The organism is Stenotrophomonas sp. BR163 (assembly GCF_047520985.2).
In the GTDB taxonomy this organism is placed as follows: Bacteria; Pseudomonadota; Gammaproteobacteria; order Xanthomonadales; family Xanthomonadaceae; genus Stenotrophomonas; species Stenotrophomonas sepilia.
On sequence record NZ_JAXBRE020000007.1, the window covers coordinates 1 to 22,259 of the forward strand.

General features: G+C 67.5%; 14 protein-coding genes. 8 read left to right on the forward strand and 6 right to left on the reverse strand.

Features of this window, described 5'->3' with window-relative positions; translation table 11 throughout:
- Positions 1-544: 544 nt before the first annotated feature.
- The gene (locus ACM0PY_RS07915) at positions 545-3,193 is read right to left on the reverse strand and encodes a hybrid sensor histidine kinase/response regulator (RefSeq protein WP_134971776.1); all 2,649 of its coding nucleotides are present in this window, start codon (positions 3,191-3,193) and stop codon (positions 545-547) included.
- Positions 3,194-3,259: 66 nt separating this feature from the next.
- Complete coding sequence (locus ACM0PY_RS07920; protein WP_005419152.1) at positions 3,260-4,429, reverse strand: OprO/OprP family phosphate-selective porin; 1,170 nt, start codon at positions 4,427-4,429, stop codon at positions 3,260-3,262.
- Between the two features lie 332 nt (positions 4,430-4,761).
- On the opposite strand from ACM0PY_RS07920, the gene ACM0PY_RS07925 reads away from it, so the two are divergent.
- A complete protein-coding gene (locus ACM0PY_RS07925; protein ID WP_180885007.1) occupies positions 4,762-6,105 on the forward strand; it encodes a dicarboxylate/amino acid:cation symporter in 1,344 nt (447 codons plus the stop codon).
- A 230-nt stretch (positions 6,106-6,335) separates the two neighbouring features.
- The gene (locus ACM0PY_RS07930) at positions 6,336-8,627 is read left to right on the forward strand and encodes an NADP-dependent malic enzyme (protein ID WP_005419150.1); all 2,292 of its coding nucleotides are present in this window, start codon (positions 6,336-6,338) and stop codon (positions 8,625-8,627) included.
- A 545-nt stretch (positions 8,628-9,172) separates the two neighbouring features.
- Here the strand turns inward: ACM0PY_RS07930 and ACM0PY_RS07935 are convergent.
- Positions 9,173-9,916 (reverse strand): basic secretory protein-like protein, encoded by a 744-nt coding sequence (locus tag ACM0PY_RS07935; RefSeq protein ID WP_032954509.1) that lies wholly within the window; start codon positions 9,914-9,916, stop codon positions 9,173-9,175.
- Positions 9,913-13,257: a GH92 family glycosyl hydrolase gene (locus ACM0PY_RS07940; RefSeq protein WP_180885009.1), complete on the reverse strand. Its 3,345-nt coding sequence runs from the start codon at positions 13,255-13,257 to the stop codon at positions 9,913-9,915. Before ACM0PY_RS07940 ends, ACM0PY_RS07935 begins: the two co-directional genes overlap by 4 nt.
- 418 nt (positions 13,258-13,675) lie before the next feature.
- Here ACM0PY_RS07940 and ACM0PY_RS07945 point away from each other — a divergent pair, with 418 nt between their 5' ends.
- From ACM0PY_RS07945 to ACM0PY_RS07960, 4 genes are all read left to right on the forward strand, one after another.
- The gene (locus ACM0PY_RS07945; RefSeq protein ID WP_005410967.1) at positions 13,676-13,873 is read left to right on the forward strand and encodes a zinc-finger domain-containing protein; all 198 of its coding nucleotides are present in this window, start codon (positions 13,676-13,678) and stop codon (positions 13,871-13,873) included.
- Positions 13,874-13,888: 15 nt separating this feature from the next.
- Positions 13,889-15,004 carry a glycosyltransferase gene (locus tag ACM0PY_RS07950; RefSeq protein WP_061479571.1) on the forward strand — a complete coding sequence of 372 codons (1,116 nt, stop codon included), beginning with the start codon at positions 13,889-13,891 and terminating at the stop codon, positions 15,002-15,004.
- Complete coding sequence (locus tag ACM0PY_RS07955) at positions 14,985-16,316, forward strand: O-antigen ligase family protein (RefSeq protein ID WP_180885011.1); 1,332 nt, start codon at positions 14,985-14,987, stop codon at positions 16,314-16,316. Before ACM0PY_RS07950 ends, ACM0PY_RS07955 begins: the two co-directional genes overlap by 20 nt.
- 137 nt (positions 16,317-16,453) lie before the next feature.
- Positions 16,454-16,903, forward strand: a complete 450-nt coding sequence (locus tag ACM0PY_RS07960) for an REP-associated tyrosine transposase (RefSeq protein ID WP_180885013.1) — start codon at positions 16,454-16,456, stop codon at positions 16,901-16,903.
- 147 nt (positions 16,904-17,050) lie between these two features.
- Here the strand turns inward: ACM0PY_RS07960 and ACM0PY_RS07965 are convergent, their stop codons facing one another.
- Complete coding sequence (locus ACM0PY_RS07965; protein WP_061479569.1) at positions 17,051-17,968, reverse strand: LpxL/LpxP family Kdo(2)-lipid IV(A) lauroyl/palmitoleoyl acyltransferase; 918 nt, start codon at positions 17,966-17,968, stop codon at positions 17,051-17,053.
- A 60-nt stretch (positions 17,969-18,028) separates the two neighbouring features.
- On the opposite strand from ACM0PY_RS07965, the gene waaA reads away from it, so the two are divergent.
- Complete coding sequence (gene waaA, locus ACM0PY_RS07970) at positions 18,029-19,327, forward strand: lipid IV(A) 3-deoxy-D-manno-octulosonic acid transferase (protein WP_065178339.1); 1,299 nt, start codon at positions 18,029-18,031, stop codon at positions 19,325-19,327.
- A gap of 271 nt (positions 19,328-19,598) precedes the next feature.
- Positions 19,599-20,801 (forward strand): amino acid transporter, encoded by a 1,203-nt coding sequence (locus ACM0PY_RS07975; protein WP_414609427.1) that lies wholly within the window; start codon positions 19,599-19,601, stop codon positions 20,799-20,801.
- 96 nt (positions 20,802-20,897) lie between these two features.
- Here ACM0PY_RS07975 and ACM0PY_RS07980 read toward each other — a convergent pair whose 3' ends face one another.
- Positions 20,898-22,256: a TolC family outer membrane protein gene (locus ACM0PY_RS07980; protein ID WP_005419128.1), complete on the reverse strand. Its 1,359-nt coding sequence runs from the start codon at positions 22,254-22,256 to the stop codon at positions 20,898-20,900.
- Between the last annotated feature and the right edge of the window lie 3 nt (positions 22,257-22,259).

Sequence of the window (22,259 nt, forward strand, 5' to 3'; positions counted from 1 at the left end):
ACTACATCGAGATGTTCTACAACCCGATCCGCCGGCATGGTTCCGCTGGCGGACTGTCACCGGTAGAGTTTGAAAGGCGCTACGCGCAGAGCGGCAACTGAGTGTCTACAGAACTCTGGCCGGTCCAAGTCGGTGACTTTCCAGGCTCCAGCAGTGTCAACATTGACGACACAGCTGTTTGTGCAGCGATATCTGACACCATTGAAGGTCGTTTCACTCTCCGCATTTGCTTCGCCGGTTGCCAGTGCTAGGCCAGCTGCAAGAACAACGCTACCCAGTGAATGCTTGTCCATTCTTCCCCTACGGTGTGGTCGGCCGATCGGCCGGGGAACAAGATATTCCATGCTTCAGTAGCGCCGGTCTGTCAGGAGACTGCTTGTCTTTGCTCGGAATTTGTCCATGCTTTACGCATCTACGTCGCCCGTCTCGCTCCTTCTCACTTTGCGGATCTCACGCGAAGGGGCGTAGGCATTCGGTACGGGATCAGCCGGGAGCGACCCTGCCCGCGCACCGGCACGGCGGTGCCCCACATGGTAAAGCGGTATTACCCCCGATGCCGCAACAACATCTGCGTCATCAATGCCCGCAACGCGGGCGGTCGCACCGGCTTGAGCAGGAAGCCCCAGCCGTTCTCGGCGGCATGCGCCTTCAGTGCCTCATCACGCTCGGCGGTCACCAGGATCACCGGCGGCCGCGCCTTCCACAGCGTGCACAGCGCTTCATACAGGTCCGGTCCGTGCCATTGCCCCATGCGCACGTCCAGCAGCAGCAACTGCGGCACGTTCAATGCACTGGCGATTTCCAGTGCACCCTGCGGACCGTCGGCAAGTTCCACCTGGCAACCCCAGCGCTCCAGCAGCGCACGGGTCGCCGCACAGACGTGGGGATCATCGTCGATGCTCCACACCCGGCACTTTCGCAGTGGGCTGTCGTCGGAGGGTTCGCTCGCGATGACCGGCGCTGCGGCAGGTGCGATCACATCGTCGGCGCGCCCGAGTGCTACGCTCACGGCGAAGACGCTGCCCTTGCCCAGTGTAGAGCGCAGGCTGATGCGGTGGCCGAGCAGGCGGCCGATGCGTTCGACGATGGCCAGGCCCAGGCCGGCGCCACGTTCCTGTTCCACGCCGTCGTTCAGCCGGCGGAACTCCTCGAAAATCTCACCCTGCAGGCTTTCCGGAATGCCCGGGCCCTGGTCATGCACTTCGATGCGCAGTTGATCGCCTGCACGCCGGCAGCCGATCAGGAGGCGCCCACGTGGGGTGTAGCGCAACGCGTTGGACAGAAAATTCTGCAGGATCCGCCGCAGCAGGGCTTCGTCGCTGACCACCACTGCGCGGGTATCCACCCAGTCAAGCTGCAGGCCACGGGTCTGGGCGGCGATGCCGAACTCGCGCGCCAGGGTCTCCAGCAGCGGAGAAAGTGCAAACGTGCGCACGCGGACCTGCAGCGATCCTGATTCCAGCCGCGCTATATCCAGCAGGCTGTTGAGGATCGCATCCTGCGCCGCCAGCGCGGCATCGATATGATCGGCAGTCTGCTGCTGCACCGGGTCGCCCAGCTTGCCGCGCAGCACCGAGACGAACATGCGCGCAGCGTTGAGCGGCTGCAGCAGGTCGTGCACCGCCGAGGCGACGAAGCGGGTCTTGTAGCGGTTGGCCTGCTCGGCCTCGCGCCGCGCCTCGTCCAGGTCACGGGTGCGTTCGGCGATGCGGTGTTCCAGCGCATCGGCCAGCGAGCGCAGTTCGCGCGCGGCATTCTTGTAGCTGGTGATGTCGGCGTAGCTGGTGACGAAGCCGCCATCAGGCAGGGGATTGCCGCGGATCTCCAGCACCGTGCCGTCGTCCTTTTCGCTCTCGCGCATGTGCGGGCGGCCACTGCGCAGGTGGTTCAGGCGGCGCTCGATGGCCTCGTCCACCGGGCCGGGACCGAGCAGGCCACGACGGGCATTGAAACGGAACAGTTCCTCGATCGGCCGGCCCACGCGCACCAGGTCTGCCGGGAACCGGAACAGTTCCAGATAGCGCGAATTCCACGCGACCAGGCGCAGGTCGCGGTCGATCACCACCACACCCTGCGGCAGGTGTTCGAGGCTGCGGCTGAGACCACTGTCGGCGTCGGTGGCGGCCTGCAGCAGGCCATCCTGTGCGGTGCGCAGCTCCTGTGCGTGCTGCTTGAGCAGGGTTTCCAGTTCGCGGCGGCTGCGCAGGCGATGCTTGGCCAAGCGCCTGCGCTGCTGCACGAACAGCACCAGGAAGCCCAAGGCCAGCCACGCGGCACCGCCGGTCAGGGCGGCCGCGCGACCGGCAGCAGTAGCGGCGCCGGCGTCGTGCAGCAGGTGCAGGTTCCAGCCCTCGGCGGGCAGCGCCAGGCTTTGCCACAGCATCGGCTGCGGCAGCGCAGGATCCAGCAGCCGCACCATGCGGCCGCCATCGGACAGCACGTCTTCGGTACGTGCACGCAAGGGCTGCAGGGCACGGTCGGCGTACTGACGTGCATCGAGCATTTCGCGGCGCTCACCGGCACGCAGCGGACGCAGCAGCCGGTAGCGCCAGCTGTCCCGGTTGGACAGGAACACGACGTCATGGTCGTCGCTGGCCAGCACCACGTCCGGGCTGCTCAACCATTCCTGTTCCAGCGCGGACAGCTCGACCTTGATCACCACCACGCCGAGCCGCTTGCCGTCATCCTCGATGGCCTGCGAAAGGTAATAGCCGGGCACGCCGGTAGTCATGCCGATGCCGTAGAAGCGGCCACGGCCCTGCGCCAGCGCCTGGCGGTAGTAGGGGCGGTAGCTGTAGTTCTCGCCGACGTTGCTGGTCGGTTGGTCCCAGTTGCTGGCCGCCACCGCCACACCATCGTGGCCGACCAGGGTCAGGGTCGAGGCCCGGGTGACTTCATTGGCACGTTGCAGCTTCAGGTTCAGTCGCTGCCGTTCGCCGGGCGAGGGCGGCACACGCAGTGCGTGCAGCAGATCCGGATCCAGCGCCATGACCTGCGGCAAGGTGCCGAAGCGGTCGATGCGCTGTTGCAGGCCCTGGCCATACAGCTGCAGCTGGCGTTGCACCTGGCTGCTTTCGTCGCCGAGCGCGCGCCGCCAGGCGTAATGGCCAGCGGCGACCGCGCACAGCACGGTGCCACCGACCATCACCAGGATCGTCAGCAACAGCATCCGGTGGCGGCTGAGCCAGTACATGGCGGCAGTCTACGCAGGGCCGGCGGGCGTGGCGTGCACGCCCGCCGGGGTCTGACGTGGAAGGGGTCAGAAGTGCATCTGCGCGCGCAGTTCGAAGATCTCCGGCGTGCTGTGCACGCCACGACGGCTGGCGTCGACCTTCACGTAGTTGGCCTGGAACTTGAAGTGGCTGGTCAGGTACCAGTTCGCACCCAACGTCAGGTCGTGCTGGCGGCCACCCAGGATGTCACCATCGTCGAGGTCCAGGCGGCTGTAACGCGCCACCAGTTCGACCGCACCGTAGTTGTGCGCCGGCTTGATGTTGGCCACCGCACCGGCGTTGTACGGCCGCGATTCGCCGGTCAGCACCCAGCTGGCCATCGCGTACTGGCCGCTGCCGGTGAAGTCGGGCTTGCCGTCATGGCGGGTGACCGTGGCGCGCAGCGCTTCGGCCTGCAGCGAGAACGGGCCGCGGATCCAGATGCCTTCCAGGCCGGTGCGGCGGATCTGGTCGGCGGTGACCAGCGCGCCGGAATCGACGTAGCGGATGTCGGTCAGGCCGGCTTCCGGGCGCGCGCGCAGGCGGGCGCTGGCCTCGTGGTGCACGTCGCGGCCATCGCTGTAGCCGCGTGGGTTCTCCTGCGAATAGGCCAGGCCCAGGTGGATAACGTCACCCGGTGCCTTCACCGGCGTCCACACCGCACGCACCGCCTGGGTGGTGCCGGGGTTGTCGCCCTGCAGGTCCTTGCCGCCATAGGCGCCTGCCTGCAGCAGGTACTGCGGGCGCTCCAGCACCCATTCCACACCGGTACGGCGGCCTTCGTAGAAGGCCTGCACCGGCAGCGAGGTTTCCAGGAAGCTGCCGGCACGCGAAGAGGTGTTCGCATCCAGGCCGACCGGGGTCTTCATGTAGCCGAAGCGGAAGCGGCCGACGTCACGGCCGAAGAAGGCCTTGCTCTCGAATCGCACGAACACGTCCAGCCAGGTGTCGGCCTGGAAGTCGTAGTAGACCATCGCGTCGTACACGCCCTTCTTCTTCAGCGTCGCACCGAATTCCTTGCGGCGCACGGCGTCGTCGTCCTCGAGGCCACTGGCCGAGGAAAAGTCGTTGTAGTCGTAGGCGATGTTGGCGGTAGCGGCCAACTCGGTGCCGTCGCCGAAGGTGTACTTGGTCGGCCAGTTGTCGAAATCCGCAGCCGAAGCGAGGGCGGGTAGGGCGGCCAGCGACAGGGCCAGCAAGGTGGGATTCGGGCGCATGTTGGGTGCGGCTCTCTCAGATTGCGTGTGGACAGGACATCAACGGCCGCAGGGGCCGAAACTTTCGCAGGGACATGCCCAGCCGTTCAGCCCGGGCCACCGGCCTTCCCGTTTCTGGGCGGTGCGGCGCCAGTGTAGGCACCTGTGCCACCTGAACCGGGGGGCTAGTACCAATAGGTTATCTGCGCCGGCGTGCCTGGCGCGTACAAAGGCGTCCATTGGTCGCACCCCCTGTGCGTGCAGTACAGGGCCTGCGGTCAGTTTCCACGGTAACGGCTCCCGTGCAGTCCCGGGGCCGTACGTGCCTGAAAACGCCCCTTCCGGAGTCCGCCATGCACATCCCGACCGCAGCACCGGTGCCTGCAAAGCCGTTGCCGATCTATCGCCAGCTGTACTTCCAGGTGATCGTGGCGATCGTCCTGGGTGCCATCCTCGGCCACTACGAACCGCAGGTCGGCGAGAAGATGAAGCCGCTCGGCGATGCCTTCATCAACCTGGTGAAGATGATCATCGCGCCGGTGATCTTCCTCACCATCGTCACCGGCATCGCCAGCATGACCCACCTGCGCACGGTGGGCCGGGTGTTCGCCAAGGCAATGGCGTACTTCCTGTTCTTCTCCACGCTGGCGCTGATTGTCGGCATGATCGTGGCGCACGTGGTGCAGCCCGGCGCCGGCATGAACATCAATCCGGCCGAGCTGGACCAGACCGCAGTGCACAGCTACGTCGAGAAGTCGCATGACCTGACCCTGGTCGGCTTCCTGATGGACATCATCCCGAAGACGCTGCTCAGCGCTTTTGTCGATGGCAACATCCTGCAGGTGCTGTTCGTGGCCGTGCTGTTCGGCATCGCGCTGGCGATGGTGGGCGACAAGGGCAAGCCGGTGCTGACCTTCCTGGAGGCGCTGGTCGCCCCGGTGTTCAAGCTGGTGCACATCCTGATGAAGGCCGCCCCGATCGGTGCCTTCGGTGCGATCGCCTTCACCATCGGCAAGTACGGCGTCGGCTCGCTGATCAACCTGGCCTGGCTGGTGGGCTCGTTCTACCTCACCGCGTTCCTGTTCGTCGCGGTGATCCTCGGTGTGGTCTGCCGCCTGTGCGGCTTCTCGGTGTTCAAGCTGGCGCGCTACCTGAAGGCCGAACTGCTGCTGGTGCTCGGCACCTCCTCGTCGGAGTCGGCGCTGCCGTCGCTGATGGAGAAGATGGAACGCGCCGGCTGCAGCAAGTCGGTGGTGGGCCTGGTGGTCCCGACCGGCTACTCGTTCAACCTGGACGGCACCAACATCTACATGACCCTGGCGGCACTGTTCATCGCCCAGGCCACCAACACCGAACTGACCCTGGGCCACCAGATCGCCCTGCTGCTGGTCGCCATGCTCAGCTCCAAGGGCGCGGCCGGTGTCACCGGCGCCGGTTTCATCACCCTGGCCGCCACCCTGGCCGTGGTGCCGGAGGTGCCGGTGGCTGGCATGGCGCTGATCCTGGGCGTGGACCGGTTCATGAGCGAATGCCGCTCGCTGACCAATTTCATCGGCAATGCGGTGGCCACCGTGGTGGTCTCGCGCTGGGAAGGCGCGCTGGACCGCAACCGCCTGCAGCTGGCGCTGGATGGCCGCGAGAGCGAACTGCCGCCGCCGGTCGATGCGCTGCCCGAGGCGCTGCCGGCCAAGGGCTGATCCAGGTGTGTGGTACCGCGGGGCCGATCACGTCAGTGGTACGGCCCCGCGGCGTTTCAGGGCGTCCCATGGCTGTCATGGGCAGCGCCGAAGCTGGTATCGCGGTACCGTCGCATACGGCACGGAATTGTGCGGTCGCAGCATGCTTGCGACAGGATAGCGACAGGTCCGGACGCTCCAACGGGGGTATCATCCCCTGTCCCTTCTGCCCATTCATGTAACCCACATCGATGTCCAACGAAGATTTCAAACAGGCCGCCCTCGATTACCACCGGATGTCCCCGCCGGGAAAGATCAAGGTTTCCGCTACCAAGCCCATGCTGACCCAGCGCGACCTGTCGCTGGCGTATTCGCCGGGCGTGGCGTACGCCTGTGAAGCGATCAAGGCCGACCCGCAGCAGGCCAGCGAGCTGACCGCCCGCGGCAACCTGGTGGCGGTGATCTCCAACGGCACCGCAGTGCTGGGCCTGGGCAACATCGGCGCGCTGGCCGGCAAGCCGGTGATGGAAGGCAAGGGCGTGCTGTTCCAGAAGTTCGCCGGCATCGATGTGTTCGACATCGAAGTGGATGAGACCGACCCGGACAAGCTGGTCGACATCATCGCCTCGCTGGAACCGACCTTCGGCGGCATCAACCTGGAGGACATCAAGGCGCCGGAATGCTTCGTGGTCGAGCGCAAGCTGCGCGAGCGCATGAAGATCCCGGTGTTCCATGACGACCAGCACGGCACGGCGATCATCGTCGGCGCGGCCGTGCTCAACGCGATGGCGATCACCGGCAAGAAGATCGAGGAAGTGAAGCTGGCGACCACGGGCATGGGCGCGGCCGGCATTTCCTGCGTGAACATGCTGGTGCAGCTGGGCCTGAAGCCGGAGAACATCCTGGCCTTCGATCGCGAGGGCGTGATCCACACCGGTCGTACCGACCTGGACCCGGAAAAGCAGCGCTATGCGCGTGACACCGACAAGCGCACCCTGGCCGAGATCGTCGACGGCGCGGACATTTTCCTGGGCCTGTCGGCACCGGGCATCCTGACCGCCGACATGGTCAAGACCATGGCGCCGGATCCGGTGATCTTCGCGCTGGCCAACCCGACCCCGGAAATCATGCCGGAGGTGGCGCGCGCTGCGCGTCCGGACGCGATCATCGGCACCGGCCGTTCGGACTACCCGAACCAGGTCAACAACGTGCTGTGCTTCCCGTACCTGTTCCGTGGTGCGCTGGACGTGGGCGCCACCGCGATCAACGAGGAAATGAAGATCGCCTGCGTGCGTGCCATCGCTGCACTGGCACGCCGTGCAGCCACCGACATGGGTTCGGCCTACGGCGGCGAGACCCCGAGCTTCGGCCGTGAATACCTGATCCCGCGCCCGTTCGACCGCCGCCTGCTGGTGGAACTGTCGGCCGCCGTGGCCCAGGCCGCGATGGATTCGGGCGTGGCCTCGCGCCCAATCGAGGACATGGGCGCCTACCGCGACAAGCTGGCCCAGTTCGTCTACCGCACCAGCCTGATGATGAAGCCGGTGTACGACCGCGCGCGCAGCGACAAGCAGCGCGTGGTGTACGCCGAGGGCGAAGAGGAAGTGGTGCTGCAGGCAGTGCAGAACGTGGTCGATGACGGCCTGGCGCATCCGATCCTGATCGGCCGCCCGGAAGTGATCGAGTCGCGCATCGAGCGCCTCGGCCTGCGCCTGAAGATCGGCGAGAACGTTGAAGTCACCAACATCAACGACGACCCGCGCTTCAACGAATACTGGCAGTACTACCACGGCCTGACCGGCCGTCGTGGCGTGACCGTGGCCGCGGCGAAGAACCTGATGCGTTCGCGCCCGACCCTGATCGCAGCGGTGATGGTCGCCCGTGGCGAAGCCGATGCGATGCTGACCGGCATCGTCGGCCGCTTCCACAAGAAGCTGGGCTACGTGCGCAGCGTGCTGCCGCTGGAGCCGAAGGTCACCTCGACCTCGGCGATGACCGGCGTGATCAACCAGCAGGGCGTGTTCTTCTTCGTCGATACCCACGTGCAGGAAGATCCGACCGCCGAGCAGCTGTGCGAGGCGACCCTGCAGGCGGCCTATCGCATGAAGCTGTTCGGCATCGAGCCGAAGGTGGCGCTGCTGTCGCACTCCAACTTTGGCAGCCATGATTCGAAGGATGCGCTGAAGATGCGCCAGGTGCGCGAGCTGCTGCTCAAGCGCAACCCGCGCCTGAACGTGGATGGCGAAATGCAGGGCGACACCGCATGGGATGAAGCGCTGCGCCAGAAGCTGCTGCCGGGCTCGACCCTGCAGGGCCGCGCCAACCTGTTCGTGCTGCCGAACCTGGAAGCGGCCAACATCGCCTACAACCTGGTGCGGGTGTTCACCGACGGCGTGGCGATCGGCCCGATCCTGATGGGCGTGAACAAGCCGGTGCACATCCTGACCACCAGCGCGACCTCGCGCCGGATCCTGAACATGACCGCCATTGCGGCGGTCGATGCGCAGATCAGGAAGCAGCTGGAAGCGGAAAAGAAGGCATAAGCCTTCTTTCCCACTTCCGCTGCCCACGCATTCTTCCTCTACCCCCGCCTTCGGCGCGCCCCTTCAACAAGAAGGGGCTCCTGGTCGGAACAAGGATGGCGCTGGCGCGGTTGGACGGCGGCGTAAATGAAAACACCGGGCATTGCCCGGTGTTTTCATTTGCCGCAACGGCCGCCAAACCTGCCACACGCGCTACGCCGCCCGGTCATTTCCCTGCAACGCCGCTGCGGCCCAATACGCCCACGCGGCCCGGCCGTGGGAAGGGACCGGACCGGCCTTCCCACCCTGGGCCCGACCAACTTCCCATCGGCGAGGGTGTCATGCGCAATCGAGTGACGCGGCGGTACTTCCAGCAGCTGTTCGCGCTGTACGCCGGTTTCGTGCAGTCGCGCTGAGGCGTAGACGCCAGCGAGGTAGAGTCGACCGTTGGTCGACTATCGCGCGAAGCGCGGGTTTTCGGGGGCTGTACGAAAGTCAGTCGACTAACAGTCGACTCTACCCAGTCGACTCTACCCAGTCGCGGCTATACCCAGTTGATCGCCCAGTCAGCGCCGCTTGCCGCGGCGTGCAGGGGCCGGCGGCGGAGCGTCGGAACGCGGCTTGGCGTACTGCGCCCACAGCGCCGGCAGTGCCTTGCCGGTGTGCTTCTGCCACAGCGCCGGTGCATAGCGGCCGTCGCGCAGGGCCTTGTCCAGTGCCAGCACCAGGCCTGGATGTTCGGCGTCGGCCCATTTCAGGAACGCACCGGTGACACGGTAGCCGCTGTCGAAGTTCTGCCCCTTCTCGACCTTGCCCGGCAGTGCCCAGCCCGCGGCGGCATTGTCCATGCCGTAGCGGTCGCGTGCGTAGTCGGCGATGCCCTCCACCAGCCAACCCGGCACCCGTGCGTCGCCATAGCCCGGATAGCCCTGCACGATGTGCATGGCCTCATGGGTGACCAGGTCGATGTCGTTGGGGTGCTGCGCCAGCCAACCCGGGTTGATGGTGATCGTTGCGGCCTGGTCCTTGTCACCGACGAAGGCGATCCCGGTGTAGGCCGGGTCGATCACGATGCGCACCATCGACGGCGCGGCCGGGTGGAAGTCCGCACGTTCGCGCAGGTAGGCGAAGTAGAACGTATCGATCACCCGCTTTCGCTGCGGCGCGGCCAGGGCGCCACGGGCGTCCTGGTAGTTCAGCGTCACGCCGTCGCGGGTCAGCTGCGCATCAAAGGCCTGGGTCTGGCCGAAGCTGGAGAAGGAAAGGGCAACAAGGGCCAGAGGCAGCAGACGGTAGCGCATGGGGCTCATTGTACGGCGCTGGGCGCCAACAGTTCGATCTCCGCCAGCGGCAACCGGCCCGGTGCGGCCAGGCGCAGCCGATACTCGCTGTAACGACCGGGTTTGGCGATGCGGAACGGTCGGGTCTGGCGGGCAGACTCGAAGGCTTCGCCGCTGCGCTGGTCGAGCACGATCCAGCGGCCGTTGCCGCTGCGCGCTTCCAGCGTCCATTCGCCGCCCTGGATGCGGCCGTCACCGCTGGTGAGCGTGTACATGGTCGGCACGCCGTCGCCCAGGCCGGTCAGTGCGATGGTTGCGCCGCCGCCCAGGCCGACGGTCGTGGCGGCATCGTCGTCGACCAGCGCTGGCAGGGCGCGACCATCGGCCAGCGTCGCCTTGGCGCCACTGCCGAGCAGGTCGTGCAGCAGCTGCGGGCGCTGGCCCCGCGCGGTCAGCGAGCGCGGCACATCGTCCACGCCGCTGCCCCAGCGCGACGGCTGCGGCCCCATCACGAAGTCCAGCGTCGCGCCCTTGGCGATCAGCTCGTGCGGCACCCAGGTCTTCGTCCACGGCTTGCCATTGATCTTCAGCGACTGCACGTAGACGTTCTCGCGTGAGTTGTTGGCCGCGTTCACGGTCAGCACCGCACCGCCCTGCAGTTCCACCCTCGCATGTTCGAACGCCGGTGAACCGATCACGTACTCCGGGGCGCCCATGCGCAGCGGATACAGGCCCAGCGAGGCCAGCACGTACCACGCGGAGGTCTCGCCGTTGTCCTCGTCGCCCGGATAGCCCTGGCCGATCTCGCTGCCCACATACAGCCGCGACAGGATCTCGCGCACGTGCTGCTGGGTCTTCCACGGCTGCCCGGCGTACAGGTACATCCATGGGATGTGGTGCGCCGGCTGGTTGCTGTGCGCGTACATGCCCATGCGCACATCGCGCGCTTCGGTCATCTCGTGGATGGTGCCGCCGTAGGATCCGGCAAACGCGGGGTCGGCGGTTTCCGGGGTGGAGAAGAAGGCATCCAGCTTCGCTGCCAGCTTGTCACGGCCACCATAGAGCGCGGCGAGTCCTTCGCCATCGTGGGCGGCGGTGAAGGCGAAGGTCCAGCCATTGGATTCGGTGTAGTCGTGGCCCCACACGCGCGGGTCGTAGGCCTTGGCGTCCACGCGCCACTGGCCATCGGCCTTGCGGCCCTGGAAGAAGCCGGCGGCCGGATCGAACATCGTCGCGTAGCTGGCGGCGCGATGGCGGAAGTAGTCGGCCTCGGTGCTGTAGCGCTCGCGTGCCGCCGCCGTGGTCGCGCGCTTGGCCAGGGCCTCGGCCATGTTGGCGATGCCGAAGTCATTCAGTGCGCCTTCCATCGTCCACGACATGCCTTCGTGCACGTCCGCGCTGGCGTAGCCACGGAAGGTCGAGCGGTCCATGCCCTTGCGGCCGACATGGCGGTCGGGGGGGACCACGGTCGCGTTCTTCAGCGCGGCGGCGTAGGCCTCGGCCGGATCGAAGCCGCCGATGCCCTTCAGCCACGCATCGGCGAAGGCCACGTCCGAACTGGTGCCGACCATCAGGTCGGCGTAGCCCGGCGACGACCAGCGTGCGATCCAGCCACCGGCACGGTACTGCTCGATGAAACCCTGCACCATCTGCCCGGCATCGTCGGGCGTGAACAGCGCATAGGCTGGCCAGGTGGTGCGGAAGGTGTCCCAGAAGCCGTTGTTGACGAACACCTTGCCATCGCGCACGCCGATGAAGCTGCGGTTCGCGCTGCCGTCGGTGTTGTCGTCGCTGGCGCTGGCCTGGTTGGCGTAGCGCCAGTCAGGCGCGGCCGCGCTGCCGGCATTCTCGTGGCCGGAGTTGGGATACAGGTACAGCCGGTACAGGCTGGAATACAAGGTGGTCTTCTGGTCGTCAGTGGCATCGCCGATGTCGAAGCGGGCCAGGCGCGCGTCCCACGCATCCTGCGCGCGGCCGGCCACGCTCTCCAGCGTATCGGCGGCGGCGATTTCCAGCGCCAGGTTGTGACGGGCCTGCTCGACCGAGATCAGCGAGGTGGCGATGCGCATCGTCACCCGCCGGTCGCTGTCGGCATCGAACTTGATGTAACCGGTCGGGCGCCCGGTGTCGAGGCGGCCGCTGCTGCGCCAGGGCTTGTCGAAGCTGGCGACCACGTACATGCGGCTGGCGCCGTTGGACAGGCCACTGCGCGTATCGGTGTAGCCGCTGAGGGTCTGCGTGGCCGTGTCCAGGGTCAGGCCACCACGCGCATCGACATTGTCGAACAGCAGGTTGGCGTCGCCGCCCTCGGGGAACTCGAAGCGGAACAGCGCGGCATGGTCGGTCGGTGCGATGGCAGCAGCGATGCCATTGTCGAAGCGCACGTCGTAGCGGTAGGGGCGCGCGCTTTCATGACGGCGGTCGAACGACAGCGCGCGCTTGCGGCGGTCGGCGTCCGGCACGCCACGGCTGGCCGAGGGCATCACCTGGAAGGTCTGGCGGTCGCCCATCCACGGGCTGGGCTGGTGGCTCAGTGCCAGTGCCTGCAGCTGCGGGCGGTTCTGCGCATCGTTCTGTTCGTTCCAGCGGTACAGCCAGTTCAGTGCGCCGGCGTCGGTCACCGGGGTCCAGAAGTTGAACCCGTGCGGCACCGCCGTGGCCGGGAAATTGTTGCCGCGCGAGAAGGTGCCGTTGGCCTGGGTGCCGCGGGTGGTCAGCACCCAGTCGGAGACGCGCTGCGGCCGCTGCCGCGGTTGGGCATCCAGGCGCACGTCATCAATCCAGCCAGAGACCGGCGCGCCCTCGGCACTGGCTACCTCCAGCTCGATCGCCACCACGCGGCGGCCCTTCAGCGTGGGCACGTCGCCCAGCCGCACCGCCTTGCGGGCCCACTGTTGCGGGTACAGCGTCTTCGATTCGCCCTGCGCGCGCGCGCCGATCGCCACGCCATGCTGGTCGCGTGCCGCACCGGCCGAAACGCGGCTGCCATCGTCCAGCAGCAGGTCCAGCGATACATAGGTCGAGGCGACGGTGTCCTTGCCGGCGATTTCCGGCAGCACCAGCCACGACAGCGTGGTATCGGCCTCGATGGGCAGGTCGGCCTTGAACAGTTCGCGCCGCGCGCTGCCGCCTTCGCTGCTGTAGCGCAGCGCATGCAGGCCGCTGTAGCCGGCATTGCGCTTGGCGGCGTAGGGCGCGGCCGGTCCATTGCCGATCGTGACCTGAAGCGCACCGGTGGCCTGCGCCGGGACAGGTTCGCCCGGTTCGAACGAGGTCTGCAGCCCCTGCGCCAGCACCGGCATCGCAGTGGTCGCACAGGCCAGGGCCAGGGCGAGCGGAAGCAGGGCGCGGCGCGGATCGGACAGGGTCATGCAAGGGTCTCCCGGAAGGGCTGGCGGCGGGCGAACCCGCATCGGCGGACACCACGGACAGCATCGCTCCGCCCGCCAGGCTGGCAGTGGAAGAGGCGATGCCGGTCCGGTGGGGGCGGGCCATGCGATCGGGTTGGATTGGGTGGGTCGGGGTGCGACCTGGCCCGATCCTGCAACAGCCGCCGCGCGCTGGCAAGTGCCATTTAGTTCGATCCAAATGCGGGAAATATCGCTGGAGCCGATTCTGGCGAGCGAACCTGCCGGAACGACCGCGAAATCCCCGGAATCGCCGCCGCCCGGCGTGCGGCGGGGAGATGCGAGGCATCGGCGGCGGCGTGCAAAGGCCCGTTGCGGGGCAATGTCGTTGCGGCCCAGATGCTAGAATCACGGGCCTCGCAACCCGTTCACCGAATCCGCCATGAGCCATACCGCCACCGCGCCCGCCAACGCCGAGAAGCGCTACACCGTGCACCGCAGCGATCTGCCGTTGAGCTGTCCGACCCCGGAAATGGCGCTGTGGAACTCGCATCCGCGCGTGTACCTGCCGATCGAGGACGAGCCCAACGGCGAAGCGCAGTGCCCGTACTGCGGGTCCGTGTTTGTGCTGGCCGACTAAACGGCGGCCCCTTCGATGCGCCGATTGACCGTGGTGCAGTTGCTGCCGGCGCTGCACTCCGGTGGTGTCGAGCGCTCGACCCTGGAAATCGCTGCGGCCCTGGTTGCCGCCGGCCATCGCGCGCTGGTGGTGTCTGCCGGCGGCCGCCTGGTGCAGCCGCTGCTGGACAGCGGTGCCGAGCACCTCACCCTGGATATCGGCCGCAAGTCGCTGCTGACCCTGCGCCATCTGCCGACCCTGCGCCGGCTGTTTGCCGAAGTTGGTGCGGACATCGTGCATGCCCGTTCGCGGCTGCCGGCCTGGTTGGGCCTGTACGCGATCCGCGCCATGCCCGCCGCACAGCGCCCGCATTGGGTGACCACCGTGCACGGGTTGAACTCGCCCAGCCGCTACAGCGCGGTGATGACCAGTGGCGAACGCGTGATCTGCGTGTCCAACACCGTGCGTGCCTACGTGCAACGCCATTACCCGACGGTGCCGGAAGAAAAACTGCGGGTCGTACCGAGAGGTGTCGACGTCAACCAGTTCCCGCGCGTGGCGCGCGCCGACCGCCGTCCGCGGCTGGCCCTGGCGGCCGACTACCCGTGGCTGGCGCAGGTTGAGGGCCCGCTGCTGCTGCTGCCGGGGCGCGGCACCCGACTGAAGGGCCACGCCCACGCGCTGCAGCTGCTGGCCGACGTGCGTGCCGCCGGCGTGCCTGCCCAGCTGTGGATGCTGGGCACCGACGAACCCGGGCGCGAGGCCTACGTGGCTGGCCTGCGCCGCCAGGCCGCGGCGCTGGGCGTGGCCGAGGCCGTACAGATCAGCACGCCTACCGTCCGCATCGCCCAGGCCTACGCCGCCAGCGATCTGGTGCTGCAGCTGTCGGACAAGCCGGAAGCCTTTGGCCGCACCGTGCTCGAGGCGCTGTCGGTCGGCCGCCCGGTGCTGGGCTGGGACCACGGTGGCGTCGGCGAACTGCTGCAGCAGCTGCAGCCCAGCGGTGCGGTGCCGCTGGGCGACGCGCACGCGCTGGGTGAACGTGCGCTGGCCCTGCTGGCGCAGCCGCCGTCCCTGCCGACCCGCATCCCGTTTACCCTGCAGGCCATGCAGCGCGACACCCTCCGCCTCTATGCCGATCTCGCCGGCTGACCCCGCTGCCATCGTGCGCGACGACCGTGCCGGGCGCTGGGCGCCCTGGTGGGTGCTGGCGTACGTGGCGATGTGGCCGCTGCCGGGCATTGCCGAAACCGTGCTGGGCCTTGGCGCGGTCTATGCTGCCGCGCGCATGGTGATGCGCCGGCTGCAGCGCCGCCCGCACCTGTTGAGCACGGCGGCGTGGGCGCTGACCTCGATCCTGTTCCTCGGCTACTGGCTGCCGCAGGCGTTTTCGGCCATCGATGCGATCGACCCTTCGGCCTCGTGGACCAAGGCGGCCGCCGGACTGCGCTACCTGCCCTTCATGTGGCTGGTGGCGATCGCGGTGGCCACGCCGGAACGGCGGCGCTTGACCTTCGGTGGCCTGGCGCTGATCACCGGCGTGTGGACGCTGGACGCGCTGGTGCAGGCGCTGGCTGGCACCAGCCCGTGGTTCTGGTCGCTGGAACACCTGAAGCTGGCCGTGAGTGGCCACGCGCTGTGCCCGGCCGACGAAGCCGCACTGGCCGACCGCCTCAGTGGCGCGCTTGGGCCCTGCAATCTGAAATTCGGCCAGGTGCTGGCCAGCCTGTCACCGTTCCTGCTGATGCCGATGGCGCGGCGTTTCGGCAATGCAGGGTGGTTGCTCGCCGCTGCGACACTGGGGTGTGTGCTGCTGCTGGCAGGTTCGCGCGCCTCGTGGATCACCTTTGTGCTGGTGCTGGCCTACAGCGGCGTGCGCCAGTTCGGCTGGAAGCGGCTGCTCCTGCTGGCCCTGGTGGCAACGCTGGGCACGGCTGGACTGGCAGCGGGCGTGCCGCAGGTGCGCGAGCGTGTCGCGCGCACGGCGCAGGCATGGAACGAAGACGGGCAGGGCGTTGACGAGGCGCTTTCGGGGCGCGCGCGCATCTGGACCGCGGCGGTGTGCATGATCGAGGAGCATCCGGTCAACGGTGTCGGTGCGCGCGGCTTCCGCGATGCGTATCCGGCCTGCGTGTCAGATGAGGGCCCCGCCGTGTGGGGCAACCAACCGGCGTTGCACGCCCACCAGATCGTGCTGGAAATCCTTGCCGAGACCGGCGTTCTGGGCCTGCTGCTGTGGTTGGCGGCGGTGGCGCAGGCCTGGCGGGCCTGGCGCTATGCCCCGGCGGCTGCGCGTGATCGCGCCCGGCCGGCGATGCTGGCGCTGGCGGTCACGGTGTTCCCGCTCAATACGCACCTGGCGTTCTATTCCGCTTTCTGGGGTGGCCTGACGGTGCTGCTGGCTGCGTTGTTCGCCGGCAGCCTGCTGGCGCGGGACGCAGATGATTCCCCGCCGGTAAAGTGACCGCGCATCCGCGCATGGTAGGGATCAACCATGAAGTCGATCAGTAGATCCACGCCATGCGTGGATGAGGCTTTCCCGACCTGAACACGGTGACATCTCCACTATCGGTGCCCCGGCAGTTCGCGCACGCTGGAGGCATGGCCAGCCCCAGACTTCGCTACGGTCGGTATTCCCGATCCGGCAACGTGTATTCATTGACCACAGCAACCCTCGGCCGCGAACCGTTGTTCGCCGATGCGGCAAACGTGGCGATCCTTATCGACACCCTGCGCTTCGTAGAGCGCAAGGGCTTCAGCCACAGCCTCGCCTGGGTGGTCATGCCCGACCATCTGCACTGGCTGATGGAGCTGCGCGGAGGATCCCTGGCCGAGTGTATGGCCCTGCTCAAATCACGCAGCAGCCGACTGCTGAACCGGCGATTGGAGCGACGAGGGGCGCTGTGGCAGCACGGTTACCACGATCATGCCGTACGCAGCGATGAATCCCTTCATGAGAAGGCGATGTACATCCTGGCCAATCCGGTCCGTGCGGGCCTGGCCGGCACGTTGGGTGAGTACCCGCACGCATGGTGCCGTTGGCCGTTGTAGGTGCCGCCATCCGGATGTAGAGCATCCACGCATGGCGTGGATCTACTTCAGAATGCTCCGCGTCATCAAATCCACGCCATGCGTGGATGAAGCTGCACAGGAAAGTAGATCCACGCCATGCGTGGATGAAACCCTCCCGCCGCACCGCTATTTGTAGAAATCACTCCGGCCGCCGGGCTGGCGCTTGAAGCGGCGGTGGATCCACAGGTACTGGTCGGGAGCCTCTCGCACCATCGCTTCGATGGCCTGGTTGACCCGGGTGGTATCGGCTTCCACATCCTCGCTGGGGAAGTTCTCCAGCGGCGCGCCGATCTTCAGGAAGTACTTTCCGCCTTCGCGCCGGTGGAAGTACGGAATCACCGCACAGCCGGTCATGCGCGCCAGCTGATGGGTGGCGGTGATGGTCGAAGCGGTGTGGCCGAAGAACGGCACGAATACCGTGTCCTTGCCTCGCATGTCCTGGTCTGGCGCGTACCAGAGGAAACCGCCCTTCTTCAGGTGGCGCACGGTCGCGCGGATGTCCTCGTTGGCGAACATCGCCTTGGCATAGCGCAGGCGGCCGAACTTGACCGCCCACTCGTACACCGGGTTCTTGTGCTTGCGGTACATGCCGGAAAGATCGACGTAGTCGCACAGCAGGCGGCCGCACATCTCCAGGGTCATGAAGTGGCCGGAGACCAGCAGGACGCCGCGGCCTTCGGCCTGCATCTGCCGCAGGTGTTCCAGGCCTTCGACCCGTACCTGCGGGCGGATGCTGTCGATGCTGCCCCACCAGGCGCGGATGCACTCGAACACGCCGACGCCCAGCGCATCGAAACTGTCCCGCACCAGGCGCTGCCGCCACGCTTCGTCCTTCTCGGGGAAGCACAGCTGCAGGTTGACCTCGGCGGCGCGGCGGCGGCTGCCGAGCAGGCGCCAGGTGATCCAGCCGACGCCCCGGCCCAGCGCGCGCTGCAGCATCCACGGCAGGCGGGCGATGGCGAAGGCGCCGAACATGGCGGCGAACATCGGCCAGTTGCGCGGATCGCGCAGCGACGGGCGGACGGCGGTGGAGGCATCTGACATGGGGCCATTCTACCAAGGCGGCCGCGTGTCTTTCCCGGGGGGCTCCCGTATCCTTGCCGCATGCGTAAAGACCCTGTCGAATGGATCCTGCGCGGCCTGTACTCGGTCGTGCTCTATATCCTGCTGCCGATCACCGTGTACCACCTGGTCTGGCGCGGTTTCCGGGTCCGTGAGTACTTCCGGCGCTGGGACGAACGCTACGCCTCCTATCCGCAGCCGACCGGCCAGCCACGGGTGTGGCTGCACGCGGTCTCGGTGGGCGAGGTCAATGCCGCCGCGCCGCTGGTCAATGCCCTGCGCCAGCAGCGCCCGGACATCCGCTGGGTCATCACCACCATCACTCCGACCGGCTCCGAGCGCGTGCGTGCGCTCTGGGGCGACGCGCTGGACCATGTCTACCTGCCGTACGACGTGCCGGGCAGCGTCAACCGCTTCCTCGGCCATTTCCAGCCCAGCCTGGCGCTGATCCTGGAAACCGAGTTGTGGCCGAACATGCTGTTCGGCTGCCGTGACCGTGGTGTTCCGGTCTACATCCTCAATGCCCGGTTGTCGGCGCGTTCGCTGCGCGGCTACCGGCTGCTGGCCGCATTGATCCGCCGCGCCCTGCGCACCGTCACCTGCGTGGCCGCGCAGTCGCAGGACGATGCCGAGCGCTTCGTGCAGCTGGGGGCGGAGCCCGGCCAGGTGCAGGCACTGGGCAACCTGAAGTTCGACATCACCACGCCGGACGTGCAGGGCTTCGTCGAACAGTTCCATGCACGGGTGCCGGGCGCGCGCCCGGTATGGATCGCCGCCAGTACCCATGACGGCGAAGAGCAGGCGGTGATCGACCTGCACCGCCGCCTGCGCCAGCAGCATCCGGATCTGCTGCTGCTGTGGGCACCGCGCCATCCCGAACGTTTCCCCAAGGTGGAAGCACTGGCGCGCGAACAGGGCTGGAGCGTGGCGACCCGCCGCGTGGACCAGTGGCCGCACGCCGCCACAGACGTGTTCGTCATCGATACCCTCGGCGAGCTGATGCCGTTCTACGCCTGCGCCCAGGTCGCCTTCGTCGGCGGCAGCCTGCAGGCCATCGGTGGTCACAACCTGCTGGAGCCCGCTGCGATGGGAACCGCGGCGGTGACCGGCCCGCACCTGCACAACTTCGCGGAAATCTCCCGGCGCATGCGCGAGGCCGGTGCGCTGCTGATCGGCGAAGATGCGCAGGCGGTGGGCGACCTGCTGCAGCATCTGCTTGAAGATGCGCAGGCCCGCGAAGACATGGCGCGTGCGGGCTGCACGTTGGTCAGCAATGGCCGTGGCGCGCTGCAGCGCACGCTTGCGCTGGTCGCACCGCACCTGCCACCGCCACGCGAGTGATCCCGGCGTTGCGGCGTCGGCGGCGCTGCGCAGCGGTGTCGTGATCAACTTCATCAATTCTGCTTAGCGACGATTTTTCTGTCGTTGCTGGACCGACCCTGCCGATGGCAGCGTGCCTGCCATCACATCGTGGCGCACGCAGCACCGATTCCGATTCCGCAGGACGACGCAGGCTGCCAGCCTGCTGTCGACCGCGCTTGGGCGGATATCAAGGGAACTTGCGATGGACGGCGACAGGGGCAGGGACGGCACCGGTGGGGCGCGCTTGGGGATGGACCACCTGGCTGTGGTGGCACTGACGCTGCTGGTGGGCGGCAGCGTGATCGCGCTGGTGGGCCAGCACACGGCGGCACAGGCTGGCCCCGCCATCGTACTGAGCCTGTTGCTGGCCGCACTGGGGGCTGGCCTGGTGCTGTGCTGCCTGCAGGATCTGGTGCTGCGACTGCCGGCGGCCGATGGCCTGTACGGGCTGCTGGCCGCCAGCTGGGGGCCACGGGTGGCCGTCGTTCTGGGCACGATCCTGTTGCTTGAGCTGACGGCGACCACGGCGGGCGCGGCACAGTCCATGGCCCGCCATGTACATGCGGTGCTGGCTACCGGAGGCCTCCATGCCAACGACTGGCTGCCCGTGCAGATAGCGGCGGCCGTGGGCCTGCTGACGTTGAGCGCGCTCGCGTTGCTGCCGCCGCGGGGTGTGGCCCTTGCGGCCTGTGCGCTGCTGACGGTGAAGATCGGTGTGGGGGTGTTGCTGCTGGCGCTGGCGGCACGTCACGTGCACTACGGGCATTGGATTCCCTGGCTGCCTCCGGCGACCGCGCCGTATCGCTTCGGGCTGGGGGGCGTGCTGGCGGCTGCGGTGCCGCTGCTGGGCATATTTGCCAGCGTGGGCCTGGCACTGGGATTTCCTGCGCTGCGCCGCCAGGGCGCGATGTGGCAGCCGGCGGTGCTGGCGCTGGTCTCGTTGCTGGCGATGCTGCTGCTGATCGTGCTGGCAGCATTGCAGGCCGGGCTGGTCGAGTTTTCCGCGCTCGCCAGTACCCGGCCACTGGCGGTTGCGCTGCAGGTGCACCCCGAGCTGCAGTGGATGCTGCCATTGTTGCCCCTGGCCGGGGCAGCGGGCCTGGCCGCCCTGCAGTTGGTGCTGCTGATGCTGGCCGTCCGGTTGGCCACATCGTTGTGGCCCCGCGCAGCTGACGCGGCGGGACGATCCCGCACGGGCCTGAGCGCAATGGTGGTTGCGCTGCCGGCGGTGATGCTGGTGCTGGGGCTGCCGCAGGGCACCTTGCCGGCGCTGCCGGGTCCGGCAACGCTGGTGGTGATGGCGGCGCTGTGCCTGGCGGTGCTGCGGCGGCGTCGGGATGACCCCCGGCAAGGCGCAGCCGGCTGCGGGCTGATGATGTCGATGCTGGCCCCTTTGGCAGCCGCGCTGTGCGTGCTTGCGGCGTTGGAACGCCTGCGCGCATGGCCGGGCTGACGGTTCGTGGGGCCACGCCGGGGGGCGCGCGTGTGGATGCAGCACCTGCAAGAAAGCCACCCTCGCGGGTGGCTTTTTCGTTGCAGGGGCGGCGACTCAGTGCGTGGTCGTGGCCGGGTTGCCCGCGTCCTGGGTCAGCAGTCGATTGACGTCCTGCAGTTCGGCCACGTCCAGCGCACCCAGCGACTGGCTCAGCAGCAGGCGGTTCTGCAGGAAGGTGTAACGGGCCTGGGCATAGTCCAGCTGCGCCGAGAACAGGATGCGCTGGTTCTGGATCACATCCAGCACGGTACGGGTACCGACTTCCAGGCCCACCTGCGAGGCGTCGTACGCGCTCTGCGCCGAAACCACCGCCAGGCGGCGGGCTTCCACTTCGCTGATGCCCTGCACCAGGGTCTGGTAGGCATTGCGGGTATTGCGATCCAGGGCACGCTTCTGCTGCTCGTAGCCGTCCTGGGCGATGTCACGCTGCGCCAGCGCCTGGCGCACGCCGGACTGGGTGGCACCACCGGAGAAGATCGGCACGCTCAGGGTCAGGCCGATGCTGTTGGTGCGCGCATCCGGCGACAGCGAGCCGGCACCGGTGCTGTCGCCCCAGGTGGCGCTCTTGCCCCAGCTGCCGCCCAGCGACAGGGTCGGGTAATGACCACCACGGGCAGCCTGCACGCCGGCTTCGGCGGCACTGACCTTCAGCTCCTGCGCCTTCAGCGCCGGATTCTGGGTGGTGGCCTGCTGCACCAGCTCGTCGATGTTGCCGCGGTTGGCCGGCACTTCCGGGCGGAAGTCCGCCGGCAGGCCACGCAGGTTGGTCACCGGTTGGCCGGTCAGTTCGGTCAGGGCCTGGTAGTTATCGGCCAGGGTGTTCTGCGCGATGATGGTGTTGGCGCGCGCCTGGTCGTACTGGGCGCGTGCTTCGTGCACGTCGGTGATCGGCGCCAGGCCCACTTCCAGGCGCTTGTCGGCGAAGTCGAACTGCTTCTTCGCGGCCGCTTCATTGGTCTGTGCGGCGTTCAGCGATTCGATCGCCACCAGCACGTTGAAGTAGGCCGCCGAGGTGCGCACGATCAGGTTGTCGTTGGCCGATTCGAGGGTGAAGTCCGCCGCCTTGCTCAGCTCACGCTGCGAGCGCAGGTTGTTGATCTGGGTCCAGTTGAACAGCGTCTGGCTGCCGTCGATCGTGTAGGTGCGGCGCTTGTTGGTGAACGAGCCGGAGTTGGCGTCGGCGTTCGGCTCGCTGCGCGTGCGGTTCAGCGCGGCCTGGCCGTTGATCTGCGGCAGCAGGGCGGCACGCGCCTGCACGGCGCCTTCCTTGTCGTACAGCCGGGTCGATTCGGCGGCCGACAGCTGCGGATCGCCGTTGCGGGCCATTTCGTAGACCTGCAGCAGGTCGGCGGCATGGGCGGACAACGGCAGCAGGGCAGTGGCCAGCGCAACAGCGAGGGATCGGCGGATCATTGC

Coding starts and splice junctions, on each gene's coding strand:
- ACM0PY_RS07950 (WP_061479571.1), top strand. CDS start 13,889: ATGCGCCGATTGACCGTGGTGCAGTTGCTGCCGGCGCTGCACTCCGGT.
- ACM0PY_RS07965 (WP_061479569.1), bottom strand. CDS start 17,968: ATGTCAGATGCCTCCACCGCCGTCCGCCCGTCGCTGCGCGATCCGCGC.
- ACM0PY_RS07935 (WP_032954509.1), bottom strand. CDS start 9,916: ATGAGCCCCATGCGCTACCGTCTGCTGCCTCTGGCCCTTGTTGCCCTT.
- ACM0PY_RS07925 (WP_180885007.1), top strand. CDS start 4,762: ATGCACATCCCGACCGCAGCACCGGTGCCTGCAAAGCCGTTGCCGATC.
- ACM0PY_RS07915 (WP_134971776.1), bottom strand. CDS start 3,193: ATGTACTGGCTCAGCCGCCACCGGATGCTGTTGCTGACGATCCTGGTG.
- ACM0PY_RS07975 (WP_414609427.1), top strand. CDS start 19,599: ATGGACCACCTGGCTGTGGTGGCACTGACGCTGCTGGTGGGCGGCAGC.
- ACM0PY_RS07940 (WP_180885009.1), bottom strand. CDS start 13,257: ATGACCCTGTCCGATCCGCGCCGCGCCCTGCTTCCGCTCGCCCTGGCC.
- ACM0PY_RS07930 (WP_005419150.1), top strand. CDS start 6,336: ATGTCCAACGAAGATTTCAAACAGGCCGCCCTCGATTACCACCGGATG.
- ACM0PY_RS07920 (WP_005419152.1), bottom strand. CDS start 4,429: ATGCGCCCGAATCCCACCTTGCTGGCCCTGTCGCTGGCCGCCCTACCC.
- ACM0PY_RS07945 (WP_005410967.1), top strand. CDS start 13,676: ATGAGCCATACCGCCACCGCGCCCGCCAACGCCGAGAAGCGCTACACC.
- ACM0PY_RS07980 (WP_005419128.1), bottom strand. CDS start 22,256: ATGATCCGCCGATCCCTCGCTGTTGCGCTGGCCACTGCCCTGCTGCCG.
- ACM0PY_RS07955 (WP_180885011.1), top strand. CDS start 14,985: ATGCCGATCTCGCCGGCTGACCCCGCTGCCATCGTGCGCGACGACCGT.
- ACM0PY_RS07960 (WP_180885013.1), top strand. CDS start 16,454: ATGGCCAGCCCCAGACTTCGCTACGGTCGGTATTCCCGATCCGGCAAC.
- waaA (WP_065178339.1), top strand. CDS start 18,029: ATGCGTAAAGACCCTGTCGAATGGATCCTGCGCGGCCTGTACTCGGTC.